The 20,553-nt window shown below is 60.5% G+C and carries 21 protein-coding genes; 3 read left to right on the plus strand and 18 right to left on the minus strand.

The annotated features are described in order from the left end of the window. Positions 1-5 precede the first annotated feature (5 nt). From DSM107133_RS11660 to DSM107133_RS11670, 3 genes are all read left to right on the plus strand, one after another. Positions 6-1,016: a glycosyltransferase family 2 protein gene (locus DSM107133_RS11660; RefSeq protein WP_162792130.1), complete on the plus strand. Its 1,011-nt coding sequence runs from the start codon at positions 6-8 to the stop codon at positions 1,014-1,016. Further along, a complete protein-coding gene (locus DSM107133_RS11665; protein ID WP_114294871.1) occupies positions 1,013-1,948 on the plus strand; it encodes a glycosyltransferase family 2 protein in 936 nt (311 codons plus the stop codon). Before DSM107133_RS11660 ends, DSM107133_RS11665 begins: the two co-directional genes overlap by 4 nt. A gap of 129 nt (positions 1,949-2,077) precedes the next feature. Beyond that, complete coding sequence (locus DSM107133_RS11670; RefSeq protein ID WP_114294870.1) at positions 2,078-3,655, plus strand: DEAD/DEAH box helicase; 1,578 nt, start codon at positions 2,078-2,080, stop codon at positions 3,653-3,655. An 84-nt stretch (positions 3,656-3,739) separates the two neighbouring features. Here the strand turns inward: DSM107133_RS11670 and DSM107133_RS11675 are convergent, their stop codons facing one another. From DSM107133_RS11675 to nuoF, 18 genes are all read right to left on the minus strand, one after another. Further along, entirely contained in the window at positions 3,740-4,165 is a 426-nt protein-coding gene (locus DSM107133_RS11675) for an OsmC family protein (protein ID WP_114294869.1), read from the minus strand. A gap of 84 nt (positions 4,166-4,249) precedes the next feature. Beyond that, positions 4,250-5,917: a ribonuclease J gene (locus DSM107133_RS11680; protein ID WP_114294868.1), complete on the minus strand. Its 1,668-nt coding sequence runs from the start codon at positions 5,915-5,917 to the stop codon at positions 4,250-4,252. A 3-nt stretch (positions 5,918-5,920) separates the two neighbouring features. After that, a complete protein-coding gene (locus DSM107133_RS11685) occupies positions 5,921-6,694 on the minus strand; it encodes a type III pantothenate kinase (protein WP_114294867.1) in 774 nt (257 codons plus the stop codon). Between the two features lie 12 nt (positions 6,695-6,706). Further along, entirely contained in the window at positions 6,707-7,456 is a 750-nt protein-coding gene (locus DSM107133_RS11690; RefSeq protein WP_114294866.1) for a biotin--[acetyl-CoA-carboxylase] ligase, read from the minus strand. A gap of 63 nt (positions 7,457-7,519) precedes the next feature. Then, complete coding sequence (gene nuoN, locus DSM107133_RS11695; RefSeq protein ID WP_114294865.1) at positions 7,520-8,959, minus strand: NADH-quinone oxidoreductase subunit NuoN; 1,440 nt, start codon at positions 8,957-8,959, stop codon at positions 7,520-7,522. A gap of 16 nt (positions 8,960-8,975) precedes the next feature. Next, positions 8,976-10,517 carry an NADH-quinone oxidoreductase subunit M gene (locus DSM107133_RS11700; RefSeq protein WP_114294864.1) on the minus strand — a complete coding sequence of 514 codons (1,542 nt, stop codon included), beginning with the start codon at positions 10,515-10,517 and terminating at the stop codon, positions 8,976-8,978. Further along, complete coding sequence (gene nuoL / locus DSM107133_RS11705) at positions 10,517-12,634, minus strand: NADH-quinone oxidoreductase subunit L (protein WP_114294863.1); 2,118 nt, start codon at positions 12,632-12,634, stop codon at positions 10,517-10,519. The genes DSM107133_RS11700 and nuoL overlap by 1 nt, the downstream gene beginning before the upstream one ends. 4 nt (positions 12,635-12,638) lie before the next feature. Continuing rightward, positions 12,639-12,944 carry an NADH-quinone oxidoreductase subunit NuoK gene (gene nuoK / locus DSM107133_RS11710; protein WP_028956125.1) on the minus strand — a complete coding sequence of 102 codons (306 nt, stop codon included), beginning with the start codon at positions 12,942-12,944 and terminating at the stop codon, positions 12,639-12,641. Between the two features lie 91 nt (positions 12,945-13,035). Continuing rightward, positions 13,036-13,638, minus strand: coding sequence for an NADH-quinone oxidoreductase subunit J (locus DSM107133_RS11715; RefSeq protein ID WP_028956124.1), 603 nt, complete (start codon positions 13,636-13,638; stop codon positions 13,036-13,038). Next, positions 13,635-14,033, minus strand: coding sequence for a carboxymuconolactone decarboxylase family protein (locus DSM107133_RS11720; protein ID WP_114294862.1), 399 nt, complete (start codon positions 14,031-14,033; stop codon positions 13,635-13,637). Before DSM107133_RS11720 ends, DSM107133_RS11715 begins: the two co-directional genes overlap by 4 nt. Next, a complete protein-coding gene (gene nuoI / locus DSM107133_RS11725; protein ID WP_114294861.1) occupies positions 14,030-14,524 on the minus strand; it encodes an NADH-quinone oxidoreductase subunit NuoI in 495 nt (164 codons plus the stop codon). Before nuoI ends, DSM107133_RS11720 begins: the two co-directional genes overlap by 4 nt. A 2-nt stretch (positions 14,525-14,526) precedes the next feature. Continuing rightward, the gene (gene nuoH, locus DSM107133_RS11730; RefSeq protein ID WP_114294860.1) at positions 14,527-15,567 is read right to left on the minus strand and encodes an NADH-quinone oxidoreductase subunit NuoH; all 1,041 of its coding nucleotides are present in this window, start codon (positions 15,565-15,567) and stop codon (positions 14,527-14,529) included. A gap of 6 nt (positions 15,568-15,573) precedes the next feature. Beyond that, a complete protein-coding gene (locus DSM107133_RS11735) occupies positions 15,574-15,957 on the minus strand; it encodes a hypothetical protein (protein WP_205387883.1) in 384 nt (127 codons plus the stop codon). Further along, positions 15,954-17,972, minus strand: a complete 2,019-nt coding sequence (nuoG, locus tag DSM107133_RS11740; protein ID WP_114294859.1) for an NADH-quinone oxidoreductase subunit NuoG — start codon at positions 17,970-17,972, stop codon at positions 15,954-15,956. The genes DSM107133_RS11735 and nuoG overlap by 4 nt, the downstream gene beginning before the upstream one ends. Before the next feature lie 3 nt (positions 17,973-17,975). Continuing rightward, positions 17,976-18,386, minus strand: coding sequence for a DUF5333 domain-containing protein (locus DSM107133_RS11745; protein ID WP_162792129.1), 411 nt, complete (start codon positions 18,384-18,386; stop codon positions 17,976-17,978). Positions 18,387-18,520: 134 nt separating this feature from the next. Continuing rightward, positions 18,521-18,847 carry a hypothetical protein gene (locus tag DSM107133_RS11750; protein WP_114294858.1) on the minus strand — a complete coding sequence of 109 codons (327 nt, stop codon included), beginning with the start codon at positions 18,845-18,847 and terminating at the stop codon, positions 18,521-18,523. Next, positions 18,847-19,245 (minus strand): MAPEG family protein, encoded by a 399-nt coding sequence (locus tag DSM107133_RS11755; RefSeq protein WP_114294857.1) that lies wholly within the window; start codon positions 19,243-19,245, stop codon positions 18,847-18,849. Before DSM107133_RS11755 ends, DSM107133_RS11750 begins: the two co-directional genes overlap by 1 nt. Before the next feature lie 9 nt (positions 19,246-19,254). Then, positions 19,255-20,550 carry an NADH-quinone oxidoreductase subunit NuoF gene (gene nuoF / locus DSM107133_RS11760; RefSeq protein WP_028956115.1) on the minus strand — a complete coding sequence of 432 codons (1,296 nt, stop codon included), beginning with the start codon at positions 20,548-20,550 and terminating at the stop codon, positions 19,255-19,257. Between the last annotated feature and the right edge of the window lie 3 nt (positions 20,551-20,553).

The raw sequence follows: 20,553 nt of genomic DNA on the forward strand, positions 1-20,553 counted from the left end.
ACGCGATGCGTTGGGGCAAGCCGGACAAGGCGCCCGAGCGCGCCAAGACGACGCTGATCGCCAAGGACATCGTCACCGACCCCGCCGTGCTGCGCTGGGGCACGGTGTCGACGATCAAGGCCCCGGTTCACCAGATCGCCCGCTTTATCGCCTACCATCTGGAGGCGAGTGCCGCGCAGATGGACATCTTTCTGGATGTGCCCGACGCAGAGATTGCGCGACAGCTGGCCCACCCCAAGGTGCGCTTTCACCAGTGCAACGATGCCTTTTGGGCTGACAAACCGGACAAGGCCCGCGAAAGCCACCAGTTGCGGCAGGCGTCCAACGCCTCGCAGGCCTACAAGGCATCGGATCTGGACTGGCTGGCGCATATCGACGTGGATGAATATATTCTGACGGATCAACCGCTTGCGCAGCACCTTGCCGCAGTGCCCGCAGACATGGCCTTTGCCCGGATGCAGCCGGTGGAGCTGATGGCCTCGGACGATCCGTGGACCGGCCCCGCCTATTTCAAACGCACCCGCAAGGCGGCGAAACGCAAGACCGCTGACCTGATCGACATCTATCCCACCTTTGGCGCCTATGTGCCCGAGGGGTTCATCAGCTATACCGGCGGCAAGAACATCGTGCGCACCGGCTTCAAACGCATCCGTCTGGGCATTCATGCGATGATGCAGGCCGGGTTCAAAGTGTCCAATGGCGCTGTGCTGGACACGGTGCATGTGGGTCACGCCCATGCCCCCGATTGGGAGACCTTCCAACGCCATTTCGACTTTCGAATGACCCACGGGTCGTACCGGAAGAAAACAAATGGAAACATGATCCTGAATGATGTTCTTCAAGTATTGATCGAAGAAGAAGGCGACACCGGCCTGCGGCGTTTCTACGACGAGATGTGCGCCGCAACGCCTGAACGTCTGGGCCTGCTGCGCAAGCACGACATGCTGGTCACCGCACCGCTGGATCTGGACGCCAAGGTCGCGCGGGTGTTTCCATCACAGGAGCCTGCCGCATGACCACCTGGGGCCTGTCATCCACCATCCTCGCACCCGCCCGCGACATCCTGAGCTTTGCCGCCTATCATATCGAGGCTGGCGCGCACCGGCTGTATATCTATCTGGACGACCCCGACAGCGATGCCTTTGCCCCGCTCAAGGCGCATCCGAAAATCCGCGTCACCCGTTGCGACGCGCAGCACTGGCAAAAGCTGGGCGGCAAGCGGCCCGAAAAACATCAGGTGCGCCAGAGCCGCAACGCCACGCATGCCCATGCCCGCCGCGCCGAGGTCGACTGGCTGATCCACATGGACGCCGACGAATTCCTGGTCTCGGACCGGCCTGTCGGCACAGCCTTGGCCGCCCTGCCCGACACGGTGCAAACCGCCCGCGTGCGCCCGATGGAGCAGCTTGCGGGCGACGGGCAACATTTCAAGGCGTTTATACCCAACGGACCGGAGCGCGCGCCAATCGTGAACCGGCTTTACCCGACCTATGGCGCACATATCAAAGGCGGTTTCCTGTCACATGTGGCGGGCAAGCTGTTTGCACGCACCGATATGGAAGGGCTGGACGTGCGCATTCACAATGTCTTTCTGGACAAGGTGATGAACCCCAGCGAAGTCGAGCTGACACAGGTTGATCTGGCCCATTGCCATGCCAAGACATGGGAGGACTGGCTGGCCGCCTATCGCTACCGTCTGGAAAAGGGGTCGTACCGCGCCGAACTGGCGCCGGCCACCCCGCGCGACGCCGGCGGGATGAGCCTGCACGAACTGTTCCGGTTTATTGAAGCCGACAGCGGCGAGGACGGTCTGCGCGCGTTCTATCGTGAAGTGGCCGAAGACAGCGCCGATTTGCGCACCCGACTGGACAATGAAGGGCTGCTTCGCACGCTACAGTTGAATTTAGATCAATTATTGTCCCGCCACTTCCCTGATTTCATGACATGATTTGACCCCGCGCCCGCGCTTTGGTATGGGCAGATCAATGTCGCGGCCTTTGGGCTGCCTTTGGGCCATGCGGGCCGACATTTCAAAGCTGCCGCGGGCCAAGTCAGTGTCCGCAAACTTCGGACATACATGACAAAATTCTCAGATCTGAACCTGAATCCCAAAGTGCTGAAAGCCATCGAGGAAGCAGGATACGAAACCCCGACCCCCATTCAGGCCGGTGCGATTCCCCCCGCCCTGGACGGACGCGACGTTTTGGGCATTGCCCAGACCGGCACAGGCAAGACCGCAGGTTTTGTTCTGCCAATGATTACCCTGCTGGCCCGAGGCCGCGCCCGCGCGCGGATGCCGCGCAGCCTGGTGCTGTGCCCCACCCGCGAGCTGGCCGCACAGGTTGCCGAAAACTTCGACACCTATACCAAGCACCTGAAACTGACCAAGGCGCTGCTGATCGGCGGCGTGTCGTTCAAGGAACAGGACACGCTGATCGACAAGGGCGTGGATGTGCTGATTGCCACACCGGGCCGTCTGCTGGACCATTTCGAACGTGGCAAGCTGATCCTGTCGGACGTCAAGGTCATGGTCGTGGACGAAGCCGACCGGATGCTGGACATGGGCTTTATCCCCGATATCGAACGCATTTTCGGCCTGACACCGTTCACCCGCCAGACGCTGTTCTTCTCGGCCACCATGGCACCCGAGATCGAGCGGATCACCAACACTTTCCTCAGCAACCCCGCCCGCATCGAAGTGGCCCGTCAGGCCAGCGCCTCGGAGACCATCGAACAGGGTGTGGTGATGTTCAAAGGGTCGCGCAAGGATCGTGAGGCATCGGAAAAGCGCAAGGTTCTGCGCATGCTGATCGACGCCGAAGGCGACAAGTGCACCAACGCGATCATCTTCTGCAATCGCAAGACCGATGTCGACATCGTTGCCAAATCGCTGAACAAATACGGCTATGACGCGGCCCCGATCCATGGCGATCTGGACCAAAGCCAGCGCACACGCACACTGGACGGTTTCCGCGCCAACAAGCTGCGCTTTCTTGTGGCATCGGATGTGGCCGCGCGCGGTCTGGACGTGCCCAGTGTCAGCCATGTGTTCAACTTTGATGTGCCCAGCCACGCCGAGGACTACGTTCACCGCATCGGCCGTACCGGGCGTGCGGGCCGTGACGGCAAGGCCATGATGATCTGCGTGCCGCGCGACGAAAAGAACTTTGAAGACATCGAACGGCTGATCCAGCGTGAAATTCCACGCCTTGAAAACCCGCTGGGTCACATCGGTGCCGAAGCGCAGGGCGATGCCCCCGCCGCAGAGACAACCGAGAAGAAGCCCAGCCGCTCGCGGTCCCGCTCGCGCAGCCGCAAGAGCGATGATGCGCCACAGGTCGACGCCAGGGCCGAGAATACAGAGGCCAAACCCGACGCGGCCCCCAAGCCCGTGGAAGCGAAACAAGCCCGCGCAGAAAAGCCTGCCGAGACGCAGGCCAACAAAGCGCCGGACAGCCGCACTGCTGACCAGCGCAACGACACGCGCGCTGACAATCGCTCTGACAACCGCAACGACAATTCCGACAGCAAACGCAACGCATCAAGCCGTTCGCGCGGTGGTCGCGATGATCGTGGTGGCAACCGTGTGACAGGTCTGGGCGATCACACGCCCACCTTCATCGAAAAAAGCTTTGCCGAACGCTACGACGGCTAAAACAAGGCAGTAAGACGAAAAAATGCGCGTCAGGCCCGGTGCCCGACGCGCATTTTTTATGGGTACAGACCGGACTTATGCCATTTAGGCCAGCGTCGCATCCATGGTGATTTCAACATTCAGAAGCTTCGAAATCGGGCAGTTTGCCTTGGCCATTTTGGCACATTCGTCGAATGTCACCTTATCCGCACCGGGGATGGTTGCGCTCAGGTCCAGATGCACCTTGGTCACTTCAAACCCGGTGTCTTTCTTCTCCAGCGACACGGTCGCCTTGGTCTCGATACTGTCGGCCTTCAGCCCCTTTTCCCCAAGGATCATGCTGAGCGCCATCGAGAAGCAGCTCGCATGGGCCGCACCGATCAGCTCTTCGGGGTTGGTGCCCTTGCCCTCTTCGAAACGGGTGTTGAACCCATAGGGCTGATCACTCAGCACACCGGATTCAGTCGAAACATGGCCTTTGCCGGATTTCAGATCACCCGACCACTTTGCAGAACCGCTTTTCTTGATCATGAAACTCTCCTTTGCATGTGAAAACGGGGCGCAGCCCGTGCGCCCCCGTTCATGATCAACGCGGTAAGAAGCGGTTCGGTTCCCTCAGGTCAGACGGCTGATGATCACGCTGACTTCGGGCTTTTTGCCAATCTCGTCCTGTGCGGTCTTGCGCACGGTCCGCCGCAAGGCCTGCTCCAACGCTTCGTCATCGCGCAGGGTCTTGGGGTCGGCACGGCCCAGGAACTGGCTCAGGTCCGCTTCCAGCACTTCGACCAATGCGGCCTTGCTGCTGCCCGTTTCCGGCAGGCCCATGGTTTCGCACCATGGATCGCCCAGCGGCTCGTCCTGTTCGTCGATGATCAGCGTCACGATCACATGGCCATTCAAAGCCATGCGAATGCGGTCGCGCACAACGCCGTCCAGCGCGCCGATTTGCACCGAGCCATCCAGATAGGTGCGGCCCGTTTCGACATATTCCGCAACCTTGGGTGCGTTGCCCGTCAGGTCGATCATCATACCATTGACCGCAAGAACCCCTTGCAGGCCCTTGGCATCGGCAATCTTGGTATGTTCGCGCAGGTGTCGGTGTTCACCGTGCATGGGCACCAGAATTTGCGGTTTGACCACCGCGTGCATCTCTTCCAGATCGGGACGGTTGGCGTGGCCGCTGACGTGATAATGGCCGCTGTTGTCATCCACAACATCCACACCGATTTCAGAGAATGCGTTCATGATCTGGATCACACCGCGTTCGTTGCCGGGAATGACCTTGGACGAAAACAGGAATGTATCGCCCTTCTTCATCTCCAGCCCCATGTATTTGCCACGCGCCAGCTGCGCGCTGGCCGCACGGCGCTCGCCCTGGCTGCCGGTGACCAGCAGCAACAGGTTCTCGCGCGGGATGCTGCGCGCATCTTCGGGGGCGATCACAGGGGGGAATTCGGTCAGCACACCGGTTTCGACCGACGCCTCGACCATGCGCTTCATCGCGCGCCCCAGCAGAACGATTGACCGCCCCGCCCGTTCGCCCGCTTCGGCCAGCGTTTTCACCCGTGCCACGTTCGACGCAAAAGTGGTGGCCACGACCATACCGTTGGCCGCATTCATCAACTTTTCAATTTCGGGACCAACGGTCACTTCGGACCGTCCTGCGTGGGGGGAAAACACGTTGGTGCTGTCACAGACCAGCGCCTTGACCCCGCCCTTGGACACATCCGCCCACAGGTCTGGATCCCATGCCTCGCCCACCAGCGGTGTGCGGTCCAGCTTGAAGTCGCCCGAATGGATCACACGGCCCGCAGGGCTGTCGATGACCAATCCCGAGCTTTCGGGGATCGAATGCGAAATCGGCAGGAAACCCACCTTGAACGGGCCCGCATCCATCTGGTCGGGCCAGGCCTCGACCACGGTCACGGCATTGGCAGGATGGCCATGCTCGGCCATTTTGCGTTTGGCATGGTTGGCGGTAAAGGCACGCGCGAAAATCGGCGCTTCCAGACGGCCATAGGTGTGGGCAATCGCGCCGATGTGATCCTCGTGCGCGTGGGTCACGAACACCGCCTCGATGCGGTCGCGCCGCTCTTCCAGCCAGCTGATGTCGGGCAGGATCAGGTCCACCCCCGGCGTGCTGTCCATGTCGGGAAAGGCCACGCCGATGTCGACGACAATCAGGCGTTCCTTTTCAGGTTTGCCGTAACCGTAGACATAGCAATTCATGCCAATTTCGCCCGCCCCACCGAGGGGCAGGTAGATCAATCTTTCACTGCTCATAAGTCAGTTATTTTCCTTGTTGTATCGATAAATCACGGTCAGCCCGTGCATCGTCAAATCATCATGAAATTCGTCAAACAGGTCTTCAGTCTGCTGGAACAATGGTGCCAGTCCGCCGGTCGAGATGACTTTCATCCCGCGCGCCCGTTCGCCCTTTATCCGCGCACATATCTCTTTCACCAGTCCGACGTAACCCCAAAAGACGCCGGATTGCATACAGGCAACAGTGTTGGTGCCAATCACCCGTTGCGGTTTGGCGATGTCCACATGGGGCAAGGCGGCAGCCGCGTGGTGCAGCGCTTCAAGGCTCAGGTTCACACCGGGGGCAATCACCCCGCCGATATAGGCGCCATCCTCGCTGACCACGTCAAAGGTGGTGGCGGTGCCGAAATCGACCACAATCAGATTGCCGCCATACAGGTCATGCCCCGCAACCGTGTTCACCAACCGGTCCGGGCCCACTGCCGTGCCCGCGTCCACGCGCACATCCACTGGCAGCAGGCAATCGGGTTTTCCCACCACAATCGGGCGGGTGTTGAAATAGCGATCCGCCAGCACACGCAGGTTGAACACCACACGCGGCACGGTCGAACTGATAATCATGTCGGTGATGTCTACGTCGATCTTCTGAAACTTCATCAGGGTCGACAGCCAGACATAATACTGGTCCGCCGTGCGCTGCCATTCTGTCGAAGTGCGCCAGGTGGCAATGAAACTTTCGCCGTCCCAGATCGAGAAGACCGTATTCGTATTGCCGCAGTCGATGGCCAGAAGCATGCCCTGCCCCCCTTAGAAATAGACGTCTGCCGCCGCGATTGCCACGCGGCCCTTGGGTGTCTCTAGTACAAGATTGCCTGCTGCGTCCACCTCGGCAAAGGTGCCGGTGGTCTCGTCGCGGCTGGTACGGGCGGTGATGACCTCGCCCAGACGGGCGGCATGGCTCATCCACGCGGTACGGATCGGCGCAAAACCGTATGTGGTGAATTGCAGCTCGAAACGTGCATAGGCGTCTGCCAGAAGGTCCAGAAACGCCTCGGACGTGATCACGGTGCCCAGGACACCTTTCAGCGACACAGGGCGCACCGCCCCGGCCTCAACCTCGTCAACCGCTGGTGCCGCCACCAGATTGACACCGATGCCGATGGCCAGATGACGCATCTGCCCGCCCTGTCCCGCGCTTTCCAGCAGGATACCGGCCAGCTTGCCGCCGCGCAGCAGCACATCGTTGGGCCACTTCAATTCAAAATCGTCTGCACGTCCGGTCGCTGCCACCAGCGCCTCGCGCAGGGCCAGCGACGCCACAAAGGACCGCAAGGCAACCTGCCCCGGTGCTTCGGAAACAGGCAACAGCAATGTCGCCGCGAAATTGCCCGCAGGCATCGACCACGGCCGCCCGCGCCGCCCGCGTGCTGCTGTTTGCTGTTCGGCCATGATCCAGACCGGCCCCGACGCACCCGCCGCCATACGCGCTGCTTCGGACAGGGTGGAATCCACGCTGGCCAACACATGCCGCCCGTACCCGTCAGGCCAGCCGGTCATGTCTTCTCTGGTTCTGAAAAATCCCCGCCGGAGGCTCCCGCAGCAGCCACCGGCGTCACCGGATCAATTGACAAGAGACGCAGCCGCCGCAGCCGCCGCACCTTCGACACCGAACATGTTGACGATGCCCAGGATCATCACAACAGCCGAAGCCATCAGGAAACCCCACAGCACGGGCGATTTGCCGCCATCCAGACCTTCGGCATTCTCGTCACCAAAATACATGTAGAACACGATGCGCAGGTAGTAGAACGCCCCGATCACCGAGGCGACCACACCGGCAACAGCCAGCCATGCCAGCCCGCCCTCGTAAGCTGCGCGCAGAACGTAAAGCTTGCCGAAGAAACCCAGCATCGGCGGCACGCCCGCAAGGCTGAACAACAGCACCAGCATCGCCAGCGCCTTGCCCGGTTCCCGTTTGGAATACATGTTCAGCGACGCGATATCGACCACCGGCTGCCCGTCCCGCTCCATCATCAGGATAAAGGCAAAGGTGCCGACGTTCATCGTCACATAGATCGCCAGATACACCAGCATCGCCTGCACGCCAAAGACGGTGCCAGACGCCAGCCCCATCAGCGCATAGCCCATGTGGGCAATCGACGAATAGGCCATCAGGCGTTTGATGTTGGTCTGACCGATGGCGGCAATGGCGCCCAGGAACATCGACAGAACCGAAATCAGCGCCACCACCTGTTGCCAGTCGCTGACTGCATTGCCAAAGGCATCGTGCATCACACGGGCAAACAGGCCCATTGCGGCGACTTTGGGGGCGGTGGCGAAAAAGGCGGTGATCGGTGTTGGTGCGCCCTCATAGACATCGGGTGTCCACATGTGGAACGGCACCGCAGACACTTTGAACGCCAGACCCGAAATCAGGAACACCAGACCGAACAGAAGACCAACCGACACATCACCCGCTTGCGCAGTCTGGATGATGCCAGAGAACAGCGTGGTTCCGGCATAGCCATAGACCAGCGACGCGCCGTACAGCAGCAGCCCCGAGCTCAGCGCGCCCAGCACGAAATACTTCAGGCCCGCCTCGGTCGACTTGATCGAATCGCGCCGCAGCGAGGCGACCACATAAAGCGCCAGCGATTGCAGCTCCAACCCCATGTACAGCGACATCAGATCGCCCGCGCTGACCATCATCATCATGCCAACCACGGCCAGCGTGACCAGGATCGGGTATTCAAACCGCAACAGCCCGCGTGCAGCCATGTACCCTTCGGACATCGCCAGAACAGCGGCGGCGGACAGCAGCAATGTCACCTTGGCAAAGCGGGCGAACCCGTCGTCAATGAACATGCCGCCAAAGCCCGTGTGGGTTTCCGGTGCGGCCAGCCCGACCCAGAATGCAACCAGCACGAACAACGCCGAGGTGGCCCAGACCAGCGCCGGGGCCAGTGCGTCTTTGCCCGTATACACCGCGCCCAAAAGGCCCAGCATCGCAAAGACGGCCAGTACGATCTCGGGAAGAATAAGCGTCAGATCAGCGGACATGGGTCCCGTTCCTTTATCAGTGTCCGGCCATTTGGGTCGCGGCAGATGCCGCGGCCGTGGCCGTGTCGTAGTTGTTGACCAGTGCGGAAACCGACGGCCCGATGATGTCCAGCACAAGCGCCGGATAGATGCCCAGCAGCAGCGTCATGGCCACCAGCGGCGCAAAGATCAGCTTTTCGCGGCGGGTCATGTCAGTGATGGCTTTCAGGCTTTCCTTGATCAGATCGCCCAGAACCACGCGGCGGTACAGCCACAGCGCATAGGCCGCCGAGAAGATCACGCCCGATGTCGCCACGGCTGCAACCCATGTGTTGACCTGGAAGGTGCCCATCAGCGTCAGGAATTCCCCGACAAAGCCAGATGTGCCCGGCAGGCCCACGTTGGCCATGGTGAAGAACATGAAGACCAGCGCATAGGCAGGCATCCGGTTGACCAGACCGCCATAGGCGTCGATCTCGCGGGTGTGCATACGGTCATAGATGACGCCCACGCACAGGAACAACGCACCCGAGATGAACCCGTGGCTGACCATCTGGAAAATCGCACCGTCCACGCCCTGTTGGTTGGCGGCAAAGATCCCCATGGTGACAAAGCCCATGTGCGCCACCGACGAATAGGCGATCAGCTTTTTCATGTCTTCCTGCACCAGCGCCACCAGCGACGTGTACACAATCGCAATCGCCGACATCCACAGCACCAGCGGCGTCAGCACCTCTGCCCCCACGGGGAACATCGGCAGGCTGAACCGCAGGAAGCCATAGCCGCCCATCTTCAACAGGATCGCGGCCAGAACCACCGAGCCCGCCGTCGGCGCCTGAACGTGCGCGTCGGGCAACCAGGTGTGCACGGGCCACATCGGCATTTTCACCGCGAAGCTGGCAAAGAAGGCCAGGAACATCAGCGTCTGCATCCCACCAACGATCTGGATGCCCAGCAGGCTGAAGGTGTCCGATTCAAACTCGTGGCTCAGCAATTGCACGATGTCGGTGGTGCCCGCGTCCGAGAACATGGCAACCATCGCCACCAGCATCAGCACCGAGCCGAGGAAAGTGTAAAGGAAGAACTTGAAGCTCGCATAGATGCGGTTCGCCCCGCCCCAGATGCCGATGATCAGGAACATCGGGATCAGACCGGCCTCGAAGAACAGGTAGAACAGCACCAGGTCCAGCGCCATGAACACGCCCAGCATCAGCGTTTCCAGCAGCAGGAAGGCGATCATGTATTCCTTGACCCGTGTTTCCACGTTCCAGCTTGCGGCAATCACCAGCGGCATCATGAAGGTGGTCAGCATCACGAACAGAACGCTGATCCCGTCAACGCCCATCTTGTATTGCAGACCCAGCAGCCATTCGCCCTGTTCGACGAACTGGAACCCGGTGTTGCTGGGGTCGAATTCGAACAGGATGAACAGCGACACAAGGAAGGTGGCCGTGGTGGCGAACATCGCCACCCACTTGGCATTGCGCTGCGATGCGGCATCACCACCGCGCAGGAACACAGCCAGGATCAAGGCCGCTGCGGCCGGAATAAACGTGGTGAAGGAAAGCAGGTTGTCCATCAGTTTGCTCCTCCGAGGGTCATCCAGGTGATAAGTACGGCAATCCCGATGACCATCGCGAAGGCATAGGTGAAGATATAACCAGACTGCGCGCGCCCGGCGAGACGGGTCAGGAAGGGCACGATGCCCATCGCCACACCGTTCAGCGTGCCGTCGATCACGTTGCCGTCGCCCTTTTTCCAAAGCTGGCGGCCGATCCATTTGGTCGGGCGCACGAAGACAAAGTCGTACAGCTCGTCAAAGTACCATTTGTTCTTGAAGAACAAATAGATCGGACGCTGGTTTTCCGCCAGACGTGCGGGCAGTGTCGGGTTCCAGATGTAGAACCACAGCGCCAGAATGAACCCGCCCAGCATCGCGATGAACGGCGAAACCTTGACCCAGGCAGGCGATGCGTGTGCGTCTTCCAGAACATGGTTGTCGGGGCCGATATACAGCGCGCCCTCGCCCGGCTTGCCTGCGAATGCGACGTGGTGTTCGCCCGCAGCAGCACCATGCCCGCCTTCGGCCTCGTGACCGGCAGCAGCGGTTTCGCCGTGGCTCTCTTCGGCACCCTCGACATGGGCCGTGCCACCTGCCGAAGCTTCGGCAACGGGAATGCCATAGAATTCACCGACTTTGTCGGCATGACCGAAAAAGCTGTTGTACCAGATCATCCCGGCAAACACCGCACCCAGCGACAGAACGCCCAGCGGGATCAGCATGACCTTGGGACTTTCATGGGCGTGATCGTGGGTGTGCTTGTCACCGCGCGCTTCGCCATAGAAGGTCAGGAAGATCAGACGCCAGCTGTAGAAACTGGTCATCGCGGCGGCAATCACCAGCATCCAGAAGCCGTACATCGACCCGCCGCCATAGGCGCTTTCGATGATCGCATCCTTGGACAGGAAGCCCGCGAAACCGATGTGGGTCAACGGAATGCCGACACCGGTGATGGCCAGCGTGCCGATCATCATCGCCGCAAAGGTATAGGGGATCTTTTTACGAAGGCCGCCATAGTTGGTCATGTCCTGCTCGTGGTGCATCGCGTGAATGACCGAACCGGCGCCCAGGAACAGCATCGCCTTGAAGAAGGCGTGCGTCAGCAGGTGGAACATCGCCGCCGAATACATGCCAACGCCTGCGGCCACGAACATATAGCCCAGCTGCGAACAGGTCGAATAGGCAATCACACGCTTGATGTCGGTCTGGACCAGACCCACGGTCGCGGCAAAAAAGGCAGTCGTCGCACCGATAAAGGTGATGAACATGGTCGCCTCGGGGGCGAATTCCATGATCGGCGACATGCGGCAGATCAGGAACACGCCAGCGGTCACCATGGTTGCCGCGTGGATCAGCGCCGACACAGGTGTCGGACCTTCCATCGCGTCGGGCAGCCAGGTGTGCAGAAGCAATTGCGCCGATTTGCCCATCGCACCGATGAACAGCAGGATCGCAATCAGGTTGGCCGCATTCCATTCGCCCCACAGGAACGACAGTTGCGTTTCGGCCAGACCGGGTGCGGCGGCAAAGATGTCGTCAAAGCGGATGCTGTCGGTCAGCATGAACAGCGCAAAGATCCCCAGCGCAAAGCCGAAGTCGCCCACGCGGTTGACCACAAACGCCTTGATCGCGGCGGCGTTGGCCGACGGCTTGCGATAGTAAAAGCCGATCAGCAGATACGAGGCGACGCCCACGCCTTCCCAGCCAAAGAACATCTGGACAAGGTTGTCGGATGTCACAAGCATCAGCATCGCGAAGGTAAAGAACGACAGATAGGCAAAAAAGCGTGGCTTGTAGCTTTCGTCGTCTTTCCACTGCGGATCGTGGTCCATGTAGCCAAAGGAATAGAGATGCACCAGGCTGGACACCGTGGTGATGACGATCAGCATGATCGCGGTCATCCGGTCCAGACGGATCGCCCAATCGGTGCTGAGTGATCCGCTTTCGATCCAGCGCAAAATCTGGATGTGTTCGGTGACGCCGTCAAAACTCAGGAACACGACCCACGACAGCAGCGCCGACAGGAACAACAGCCCCGTCGAGATGCACATCGCCGCCGTTTCGCCAAAGACGCGCCAGCCAAAGCCGCACAGGATCGCGCCGACCAGAGGGGCAAACAGGATAGTCAGTTCCATGAATTCAGCCCTTCATCACGTTGACGTCTTCAACCGCGATGGTGCCACGGTTGCGGAAGAAACACACAAGGATCGCAAGGCCGATCGCGGCCTCGGCGGCGGCGACCGTCAGCACGAACAGGGTGAACACCTGCCCGACGAGATCGCCCAGGAAACTGGAAAAGGACACAAGGTTGATGTTCACCGCCAGCAGCATCAACTCGATGCTCATCAGCAGGATGATCACGTTCTTGCGGTTCAGGAAAAGCCCGAAGATGCCGATGACAAACAGCGTGGCTGCCACTGTCAGGTAATGTTCAAGTCCGATCATTCTCGTCCCTCGGCTTTTTGTTTTATGTCAGATCCGGTGCGGATCGTTGCCATCGCGGCAAGATCCCCATCGGCGGTCAGCGCAAAGTTCATTACAGCCCCTGCCCCGATTTCACGTCTTTCAGTTCCATCGCCTTGGCCGGATCACGCATCATCTGTGCGACCACGTCCTGACGCTTCACATCCTTGCGGTGGCGCAGCGTCAGCACGATGGCCCCGATCATCGCAACCAGCAGGATCAGGCCGGCCAGCTGGAACAGCAGGAAATACTGGTCATAGAGGATCATCCCCAGCGCTTCGGTGTTGTGCCGGTCGACCGGGATCGCCTGTGCGCGCAGCCCTTCGGCGGCGGCGTTGGCTTCCCATGCGCCAAAGGCCATGACGAATTGCATCAGGATCACCAGCCCGATCAGCAGGGCCAGCGGCATATAGCGCGCCATCTCGGCCTTGAGCTCGGCAAAGTCGATGTCCAGCATCATGACGACGAACAGGAACAGAACCGCAACCGCGCCGACATAGACAATGACCAGCAGCATGGCGACAAATTCCGCGCCCAGCAGCACGAACAGGCCCGCAGCCGACAGGAACGACAGGATCAGCCACAGCACCGAATGCACGGGGTTGCGGCTGATGACCGTGAACAGCCCACCGGCGATCACCGAGATCGCAAACAGGTAAAAGGCAAAAACGCTCATGTCTCTTTGTCCTCTTTCATGACGGCCTGCGCGATCTCCATCGCCTTGGTCGTTGCGGGGATGCCTGCAAACATCGACATCATCGCTATCGTTTCGCTGATATGCTGGTCGGTGGCGCCAGCCTCGACCGCATGGCGCACCGTCTGGCGCAACCCGATTTCGTTCTGCGCACCCTGCATGACCAACCCGGCCAGCGTCAGCAAAAGCCGTGTCCGCGCGTCCAGACCGCCTTCGTTAAAGGCGTTGCCGAACATCGCTTCCATCATCTCTTTGGGCATCGTCGGGAACATGCCCTCGAATTTCTTCAGATCAAAAGCTTCCATCGCCGGAAAGGTTTTCGCCATTTCCTGCATCTGGGCCATCATTGCGGCAAAGGGGTTGGTGGGATCACTCATCGGTACGGTGCATCCAGTTCCAGGTTGCGGGCAATCTCGGCTTCCCAGCGGTCGCCGTTTTCCAGCAGCTTGGCCTTGTCATAAAACAGCTCTTCGCGGGTCTCGGTCGAGAATTCAAAGTTCGGTCCCTCGACAATCGCGTCCACCGGGCAGGCTTCCTGACAGAAACCGCAATAGATGCATTTGGTCATGTCGATGTCATAGCGCGTGGTGCGGCGGCTGCCGTCCTCGCGCGGTTCCGCGTCGATGGTGATCGCCTGCGCGGGGCAGATTGCCTCGCACAATTTGCACGCGATGCAGCGTTCCTCGCCATTGGGATAGCGGCGCAGGGCGTGTTCCCCCCGGAAACGCGGGGACAGCGGCCCCTTTTCGTGGGGATAGTTCAGCGTCGCCTTGGGCCGGAAGAAATATTTCATCCCCAGCTTCATGCCGCCCCAGAAATCCTGAAGCAGGAAATACTTGGCCGCGCGGGTATAGTCGATCTGGGTCATGCTTAGCCCCCTACAGTCCAGCGCGCGTAAACGCCCCAGAACCATTCAAATTTTGCAGCAAATGCCACGAAGACCACCCAAACCAGGCTGAACGGCAGGAACACTTTCCAGCCCAGACGCATCAGCTGGTCATAGCGGTAGCGCGGGGTGATTGCCTTGACCATCGAGAAGATGAAAAAGACAAAGCCCATTTTCAGGATCATCCACAGGATGCCATCGGGCAGGAACGGCACGGGCGACAGCCAGCCACCGAAGAACATCAGCGAGATCAGCGCGCACATCAGCACCACGGCCACCAGTTCACCGATCATGAACAGCAGGAAAGGCGTGGACGAATATTCGACCTGATAGCCGGCCACCAGTTCCGATTCCGCCTCGGGCAGATCGAACGGCGGGCGGTTGGTTTCGGCCAGTGCCGAGATCAGGAACAGGAACAGCATCGGGAAGTGCGGCAGCCAGTACCAGTTGAACACGCCCCAGTCGCCATCCTGCGAGGTGACGATGTCGCCAAAGTTCATCGAACCGGACGAGATAATCACACCGATGATAATCAGACCGATGCTGACCTCATAAGAAATCATCTGCGCGGCAGACCGCAGCGACCCAAGGAACGGATATTTCGAGTTCGACGCCCAGCCGCCCATGATCACGCCGTAAACCTCCAGCGAGGACACGGCAAAGACGTACAGGATGGCAACGTTGATGTTGGACAACACCCAACCGTCGTTGAACGGGATCACCGCCCAGGCGATCAGCGCCATAACCAGGCTGACCATCGGCGCCATAAAGAACACCGTCTTGTCGGCACCGGCGGGCACAACGACCTCTTTGACGATATATTTGCCAAAGTCCGCAAAACTTTGCAGCAGGCCAAAGATGCCCACGACGTTGGGGCCACGGCGCATCTGGACAGCGGCCCAGATCTTGCGGTCGGCGTACATCAGGAACGCCAAGGCGACCAGAAGCGGGATCACCAGCAGGAAAATCTGCCCGATGATCAACAGGGCAATGCCCAACGGATGGTTCATGAAAAAGTCAGCCATAGGTCCTCACACCGTCGGTATCCCTTTTTCCGCACAGTTGGCAGCCACGACTTCGGCGTCGATGGTGCGCAATCCGCGCGGCAAGGATGGCGAGATGGTGTAAACAGCATCTGCCTGCCACACGCCACCCTCTTCGTTTACATTTGTCCGCACATGACGCGCAAATCCGTATCCACGGATCAGCGCATAACGGGCTGCGGCACATTGCGCATAGTCAGACACGTCTTTGGTGCTGAGCGCATTTGTCATTTCCACATCGAACTGCACCAGATCGTTGTCCAGCAGCGATGTCTGCACGCCCCGATAATCGGGAATCAGACGCTCGGCCGTGATTTCCGGTTCGGTGCAGGCTGCCAGCGGCGCCAAGGCTATGATGCCCAGACGGATCATTCTGCGGCCATTGCCCCTTCGGTGCGCGCCTTGGCGTTGGCGCTCAGCTCGGCCATCAACTGGCTGGAACGTGCGATCGGGTTGGTCAGATAGAAATCGGACACCGCGTTGCGGAAAGACGCCGTACCCAATTTGCCAGCGGCCACCGGCTGCCAGGCGTTTTCCGGCACTTCGTCCAGATCGGCAATATGTGGGACCGCCTCGACCAGCGCCGTGCGCAGGGTGGCCAGATTGTCATAGGGCAGAACCGCCTCCAGCTCGCCCGACAGGGCGCGCAGGATGGCCCAGTTTTCCTTGGCCATGCCGGGGGCAAAGCTGGCGCGTTGGGCCAGTTGCGGGCGGCCTTCGGTGTTGATGAACACGCCGCTTTCCTCGGTATAGGCGGCACCGGGCAGGATCACGTCGGCGCGGTGTGCACCACGGTCTCCATGGCTGCCCTGATAGATCACAAACGCACCTTCGGCGATTTCGACTTCGTCCGCGCCAAGGTTATAGATCACGTCGGCCTCGGCCACGGCGTCCATGCCACGGTCGTTGACCGCGCCCACATCCAGCGCACCCACGCGGGATGCGGCGGTGTGCAGAACCATGAATTTCGAATTGGTGTCCTCGGCCAGCTTCATTGCGGCGGCCAGAACGGCCGCGCCATCCGCCTCTTGCAGTGCGCCCTGCCCCACGATCACGATCGAAGGTGCGTCCAGCACAGCGCCGTAATCCTTGCCCAGAAGGCTGTCCAAAGCGGCACGGTCGGTGCCGACGTGGGCGTAATCATAGGTCAGATCAACAGATTCACCCACCAGACCCACGTTGGCCCCAGCAGACCACGCCTTGCGGATACGCGCGTTCAGCACGGGGGCTTCGGTGCGGGGGTTGGTGCCGATCAGCTGGATGAACTTGGCGCTGTCAATATCCTCGATCCGCGCGGTGCCGGCATAGGACGACCGGTTGCCTGCCTCAAGCTTGGCGCCATCGGTGCGGCATTCGACAGCACCGCCCTGCCCTTCGATCAACTGCTTCAGCGCAAAAATCGCCTCGACCGGTGCCAGATCACCGACCAGACCGGCCAGCTTGTCCGCGCCCTTGATCCTGGAGGCCGTCAGTTGCAGCGCTTCGCCCCAGTCGGCTTTGCGCAGCTTGCCGTTCTCGCGGATATACGGCGTGTCCAGACGCTGGCGGCGCAGACCGTCCCAGACGAAACGGGTCTTGTCCGAAATCCATTCTTCGTTCACGCCGTCATGGTTCAGCGGCAGGAACCGCATCACTTCGCGCCCCTTGGTGTCCACGCGGATCGACGATCCCAGCGCATCCATCACGTCGATGCTTTCCGTCTTGGTCAGCTCCCACGGGCGGGCGGTAAACGCGTAGGGTTTCGACACCAGCGCGCCCACGGGGCACAGGTCGATGATGTTGCCCTGCATGTTCGAATCAAGCGTCTCGCCCAGATAGGACGTGATCTCGGCATCCTCGCCGCGCCCGGTCTGGCCCATCTGGGTGATACCCGCCACTTCGGTGGTGAAGCGCACACAACGGGTGCAGGAAATGCAGCGCGTCATATGGGTTTCGACCAGCGGCCCCAGATCCAGGTCCTCGGTCGCGCGTTTGGGTTCGCGGAAACGGCTGAAATCAACGCCGTAGGCCATCGCCTGATCCTGCAGGTCGCATTCGCCGCCCTGATCGCAGATCGGGCAATCCAGCGGGTGGTTGATCAGCAGGAATTCCATCACGCCCTCGCGGGCCTTCTTGACCATCGGGCTGTTGGTTTTCACCACAGGCGGCTGGCCTTCGGGACCGGGGCGCAGATCACGCACCTGCATCGCGCAAGACGCCGCAGGCTTGGGCGGACCGCCGACAACCTCGACCAGACACATCCGGCAGTTGCCCGCAATCGTCAGCCGCTCGTGATAGCAAAAGCGCGGAACCTCGACCCCGGCCTGCTCACAAGCCTGAATCAGGGTCATCGCCCCGTCTACTTCGATTTCGTGGCCGTCGATGATGATCTTGCGAAGGTCGCTCATGCGTCAATTCACCCTGAGTAACGAACCGATCTGGCTCGATTTTTCGATTTCTTTGCGCCCAAGCGCGCAATACGTCTCTGGCTGTCCGACGACAACCCCATTGGCAGCCAAATATGCCGCACCGCGCGATTTCAGCCGCGCCTTTTCCGTGCCGGATTTCCGATAGGCGTCAATTTCGGCGTCGGAATAGCCCATTGCATGGGCCTGACTTTTCAATCCGCTAAGATAGCCAAGCGCCTTGAGCATCCGTGCCGAGATATCGGGACAGCCACTGCGAATCTCGTCGGCAAGGCCAACCGCCAGCAAACCGTCGTCAATCGGCGTGTCCCGCAGATGCGGTTTGGCACCGGCTGAGGTTGCGGTGGCCGCCGACAGCGCAAGTGTTGCGCCCAGAACAAAGGTCTTCAGTCGCATAGTCAGGTCTCCTGTGCTGCGAAACGGGGCCCGCACATGCGCAAGCCCCTCTTCGCAAATGGGAAACCCGCGCCCTGATATGCAATAACAGGGCAGCCCCGAGACGGGAACAGGGCGATATGTCGCCACAGCGTTCATAGAACGTCGCATGTCCCTTGCAGCAAAAGCGTGTCGTTGGTCACCGACAATGTTCCGTCTGCACCATCCGGCCCCCACGTCCACGCGACGTTGGAGGTGCCGAAATTTTCGATGCAATATTTTGTCGCCGCATGACGCCCGGCCTCGCGCGCGCCTTCCAGACTTTGCGATACCGGCTTGATCTCGGACTGGAACACCGCGCGGTCATCGCCGACCTTTTTGGTCTTGGCGCGGTAATAATGGCCGTCAAAGGCGATGCCCTTGTCGCGCTGCGAACACCCTGTCACAGCCAGTGCCGCCACCAGCAACAGAACCACCCGCATCAAAACGCCTCCCAGATTGCCATGATCGCAAGCGCCAGAACCGACAGCATGCTGATCGACCAGAACAGGCTGCGCATCGGCTGGTTGGTGGTGGCGATGTGCACATAGGCCATCACGATCCGCGCGGTCAGAAAGACCGAAGCCAACAGGTTCACCCAGAACGGGCTGGCCCCCATCAGGATGGCCGCGACAACGGCCGCGATGAACGGTCCTGCACTCTCGACGGCATTCGCATGTGCGCGCCCCTTGCGGTACATCGCATTGGCATAGTCGCGTTTGACCTGCCCGCAGTCGCACCGCATCGCATCGGTACGACCCGTGGCCGACAAAGCCGTCAGCACGATCATCAACACGGCATATCCGCCCATGGATGCGATGGCGTGGGAATAGAGTTCCATTGTCATGTCCTATTCCGCGGCAACGGCGCTGACGCGGCCCGTGCGCTTGTGTTTGATACGGTCCTCGATTTCATCGCGGAAGTTGCGGATCAGACCCTGGATCGGCCAGGCCGCCGCATCGCCAAGCGCACAGATGGTGTGGCCCTCGACCTGTTTGGTCACGTCCAGCAGCATGTCGATCTCTTCGACCTCGGCATCGCCTTTGACCAGACGGTCCATCACGCGCATCATCCAGCCGGTGCCTTCACGGCAGGGCGTGCACTGGCCGCAGCTTTCGTGTTTGTAGAACTTGGCCAGACGCCAGATCGCCTTGATGATGTCGGTGTCCTTGTCCATCACGATCACCGCCGCCGTGCCCAGACCCGACCGCTGCTCGCGCAGGTAATCGAAATCCATGATTGCCTCGCGCATATGCTCGCCGCGAATACAGGGCACGGACGAGCCGCCGGGGATCACAGCCTTGAGGTTGTCCCAGCCGCCGCGAATGCCGCCGCAATGCTTTTCGATCAGCTCTTCGAACGTGATCGACATCGCCTCTTCGACGACGCAGGGGTTGTTCACGTGACCGCTGATCGCAAACAGCTTGGTGCCCGCGTTGTTGGGGCGGCCAAAGGACGAGAACCAGTCCGGCCCGCGCCGCAGGATCGTCGGCACCACGGCGATGGATTCCACGTTGTTCACCGTGGTCGGGCAACCGTACAGACCCGCACCCGCAGGGAACGGCGGCTTCATGCGCGGCATGCCCTTCTTGCCCTCAAGGCTTTCCAGCAGCGCGGTTTCCTCGCCGCAGATATAGGCGCCGGCACCGTGGGCCACATAAATGTCGAAATCCCAACCGGATTTCGCGGCGTTCTTGCCGACCAGACCCGCGTCATAGCATTCGTCAATCGCCGCCTGCAGGGCCTCACGCTCGCGGATGTATTCGCCGCGAATGTAGATGTAGCAGGCGTTGGCGTTCATCGCGAAGGACGCAATCAGACAGCCCTCGATCAGCGTGTGCGGATCGTGGCGCATGATTTCGCGGTCCTTGCAGGTGCCCGGTTCGGATTCGTCCGCGTTCACCACCAGATAGGCCGGGCGACCGTCGCTTTCCTTGGGCATGAACGACCATTTCAGACCGGTCGGGAAACCCGCACCGCCGCGCCCGCGCAGGCCGCTGTCTTTCATCTGGGAAATGATCCAGTCACGACCCTTCTTGATGATCGCGCCCGTACCATCCCAATGGCCACGCGCCTGCGCGCCTTTCAGCGTGCGGTCATGCATACCGTAGAGGTTGGTAAAAATCCGGTCCTTGTCCTGCAACATGTC

Origin of the sequence: Pseudosulfitobacter sp. DSM 107133 (genome assembly GCF_022788695.1) — a bacterium.
GTDB lineage: Bacteria > Pseudomonadota > Alphaproteobacteria > Rhodobacterales > Rhodobacteraceae > Pseudosulfitobacter.

What these genes read in the sequence shown, in the direction of transcription:
- DSM107133_RS11755 (WP_114294857.1), bottom strand. Translation starts at nt 19,245, where the DNA reads ATGGAACTCTATTCCCACGCCATCGCATCCATGGGCGGATATGCCGTG.
- DSM107133_RS11675 (WP_114294869.1), bottom strand. Translation starts at nt 4,165, where the DNA reads ATGATCAAGAAAAGCGGTTCTGCAAAGTGGTCGGGTGATCTGAAATCC.
- DSM107133_RS11735 (WP_205387883.1), bottom strand. Translation starts at nt 15,957, where the DNA reads ATGATCCGTCTGGGCATCATAGCCTTGGCGCCGCTGGCAGCCTGCACC.
- nuoG (WP_114294859.1), bottom strand. Translation starts at nt 17,972, where the DNA reads ATGAGCGACCTTCGCAAGATCATCATCGACGGCCACGAAATCGAAGTA.
- nuoL (WP_114294863.1), bottom strand. Translation starts at nt 12,634, where the DNA reads ATGGAACTGACTATCCTGTTTGCCCCTCTGGTCGGCGCGATCCTGTGC.
- nuoK (WP_028956125.1), bottom strand. Translation starts at nt 12,944, where the DNA reads ATGATCGGACTTGAACATTACCTGACAGTGGCAGCCACGCTGTTTGTC.
- DSM107133_RS11685 (WP_114294867.1), bottom strand. Translation starts at nt 6,694, where the DNA reads ATGCTTCTGGCCATCGACTGCGGCAATACGAATACGGTCTTCTCGATC.
- nuoI (WP_114294861.1), bottom strand. Translation starts at nt 14,524, where the DNA reads ATGACCCAGATCGACTATACCCGCGCGGCCAAGTATTTCCTGCTTCAG.
- DSM107133_RS11750 (WP_114294858.1), bottom strand. Translation starts at nt 18,847, where the DNA reads ATGCGGGTGGTTCTGTTGCTGGTGGCGGCACTGGCTGTGACAGGGTGT.
- DSM107133_RS11670 (WP_114294870.1), top strand. Translation starts at nt 2,078, where the DNA reads ATGACAAAATTCTCAGATCTGAACCTGAATCCCAAAGTGCTGAAAGCC.
- DSM107133_RS11660 (WP_162792130.1), top strand. Translation starts at nt 6, where the DNA reads ATGCGTTGGGGCAAGCCGGACAAGGCGCCCGAGCGCGCCAAGACGACG.
- DSM107133_RS11690 (WP_114294866.1), bottom strand. Translation starts at nt 7,456, where the DNA reads ATGACCGGCTGGCCTGACGGGTACGGGCGGCATGTGTTGGCCAGCGTG.
- DSM107133_RS11665 (WP_114294871.1), top strand. Translation starts at nt 1,013, where the DNA reads ATGACCACCTGGGGCCTGTCATCCACCATCCTCGCACCCGCCCGCGAC.
- DSM107133_RS11720 (WP_114294862.1), bottom strand. Translation starts at nt 14,033, where the DNA reads ATGAGTGATCCCACCAACCCCTTTGCCGCAATGATGGCCCAGATGCAG.
- DSM107133_RS11700 (WP_114294864.1), bottom strand. Translation starts at nt 10,517, where the DNA reads ATGGACAACCTGCTTTCCTTCACCACGTTTATTCCGGCCGCAGCGGCC.
- DSM107133_RS11745 (WP_162792129.1), bottom strand. Translation starts at nt 18,386, where the DNA reads ATGCGACTGAAGACCTTTGTTCTGGGCGCAACACTTGCGCTGTCGGCG.
- nuoH (WP_114294860.1), bottom strand. Translation starts at nt 15,567, where the DNA reads ATGGCTGACTTTTTCATGAACCATCCGTTGGGCATTGCCCTGTTGATC.
- DSM107133_RS11715 (WP_028956124.1), bottom strand. Translation starts at nt 13,638, where the DNA reads ATGAGCGTTTTTGCCTTTTACCTGTTTGCGATCTCGGTGATCGCCGGT.
- nuoF (WP_028956115.1), bottom strand. Translation starts at nt 20,550, where the DNA reads ATGTTGCAGGACAAGGACCGGATTTTTACCAACCTCTACGGTATGCAT.
- nuoN (WP_114294865.1), bottom strand. Translation starts at nt 8,959, where the DNA reads ATGTCCGCTGATCTGACGCTTATTCTTCCCGAGATCGTACTGGCCGTC.
- DSM107133_RS11680 (WP_114294868.1), bottom strand. Translation starts at nt 5,917, where the DNA reads ATGAGCAGTGAAAGATTGATCTACCTGCCCCTCGGTGGGGCGGGCGAA.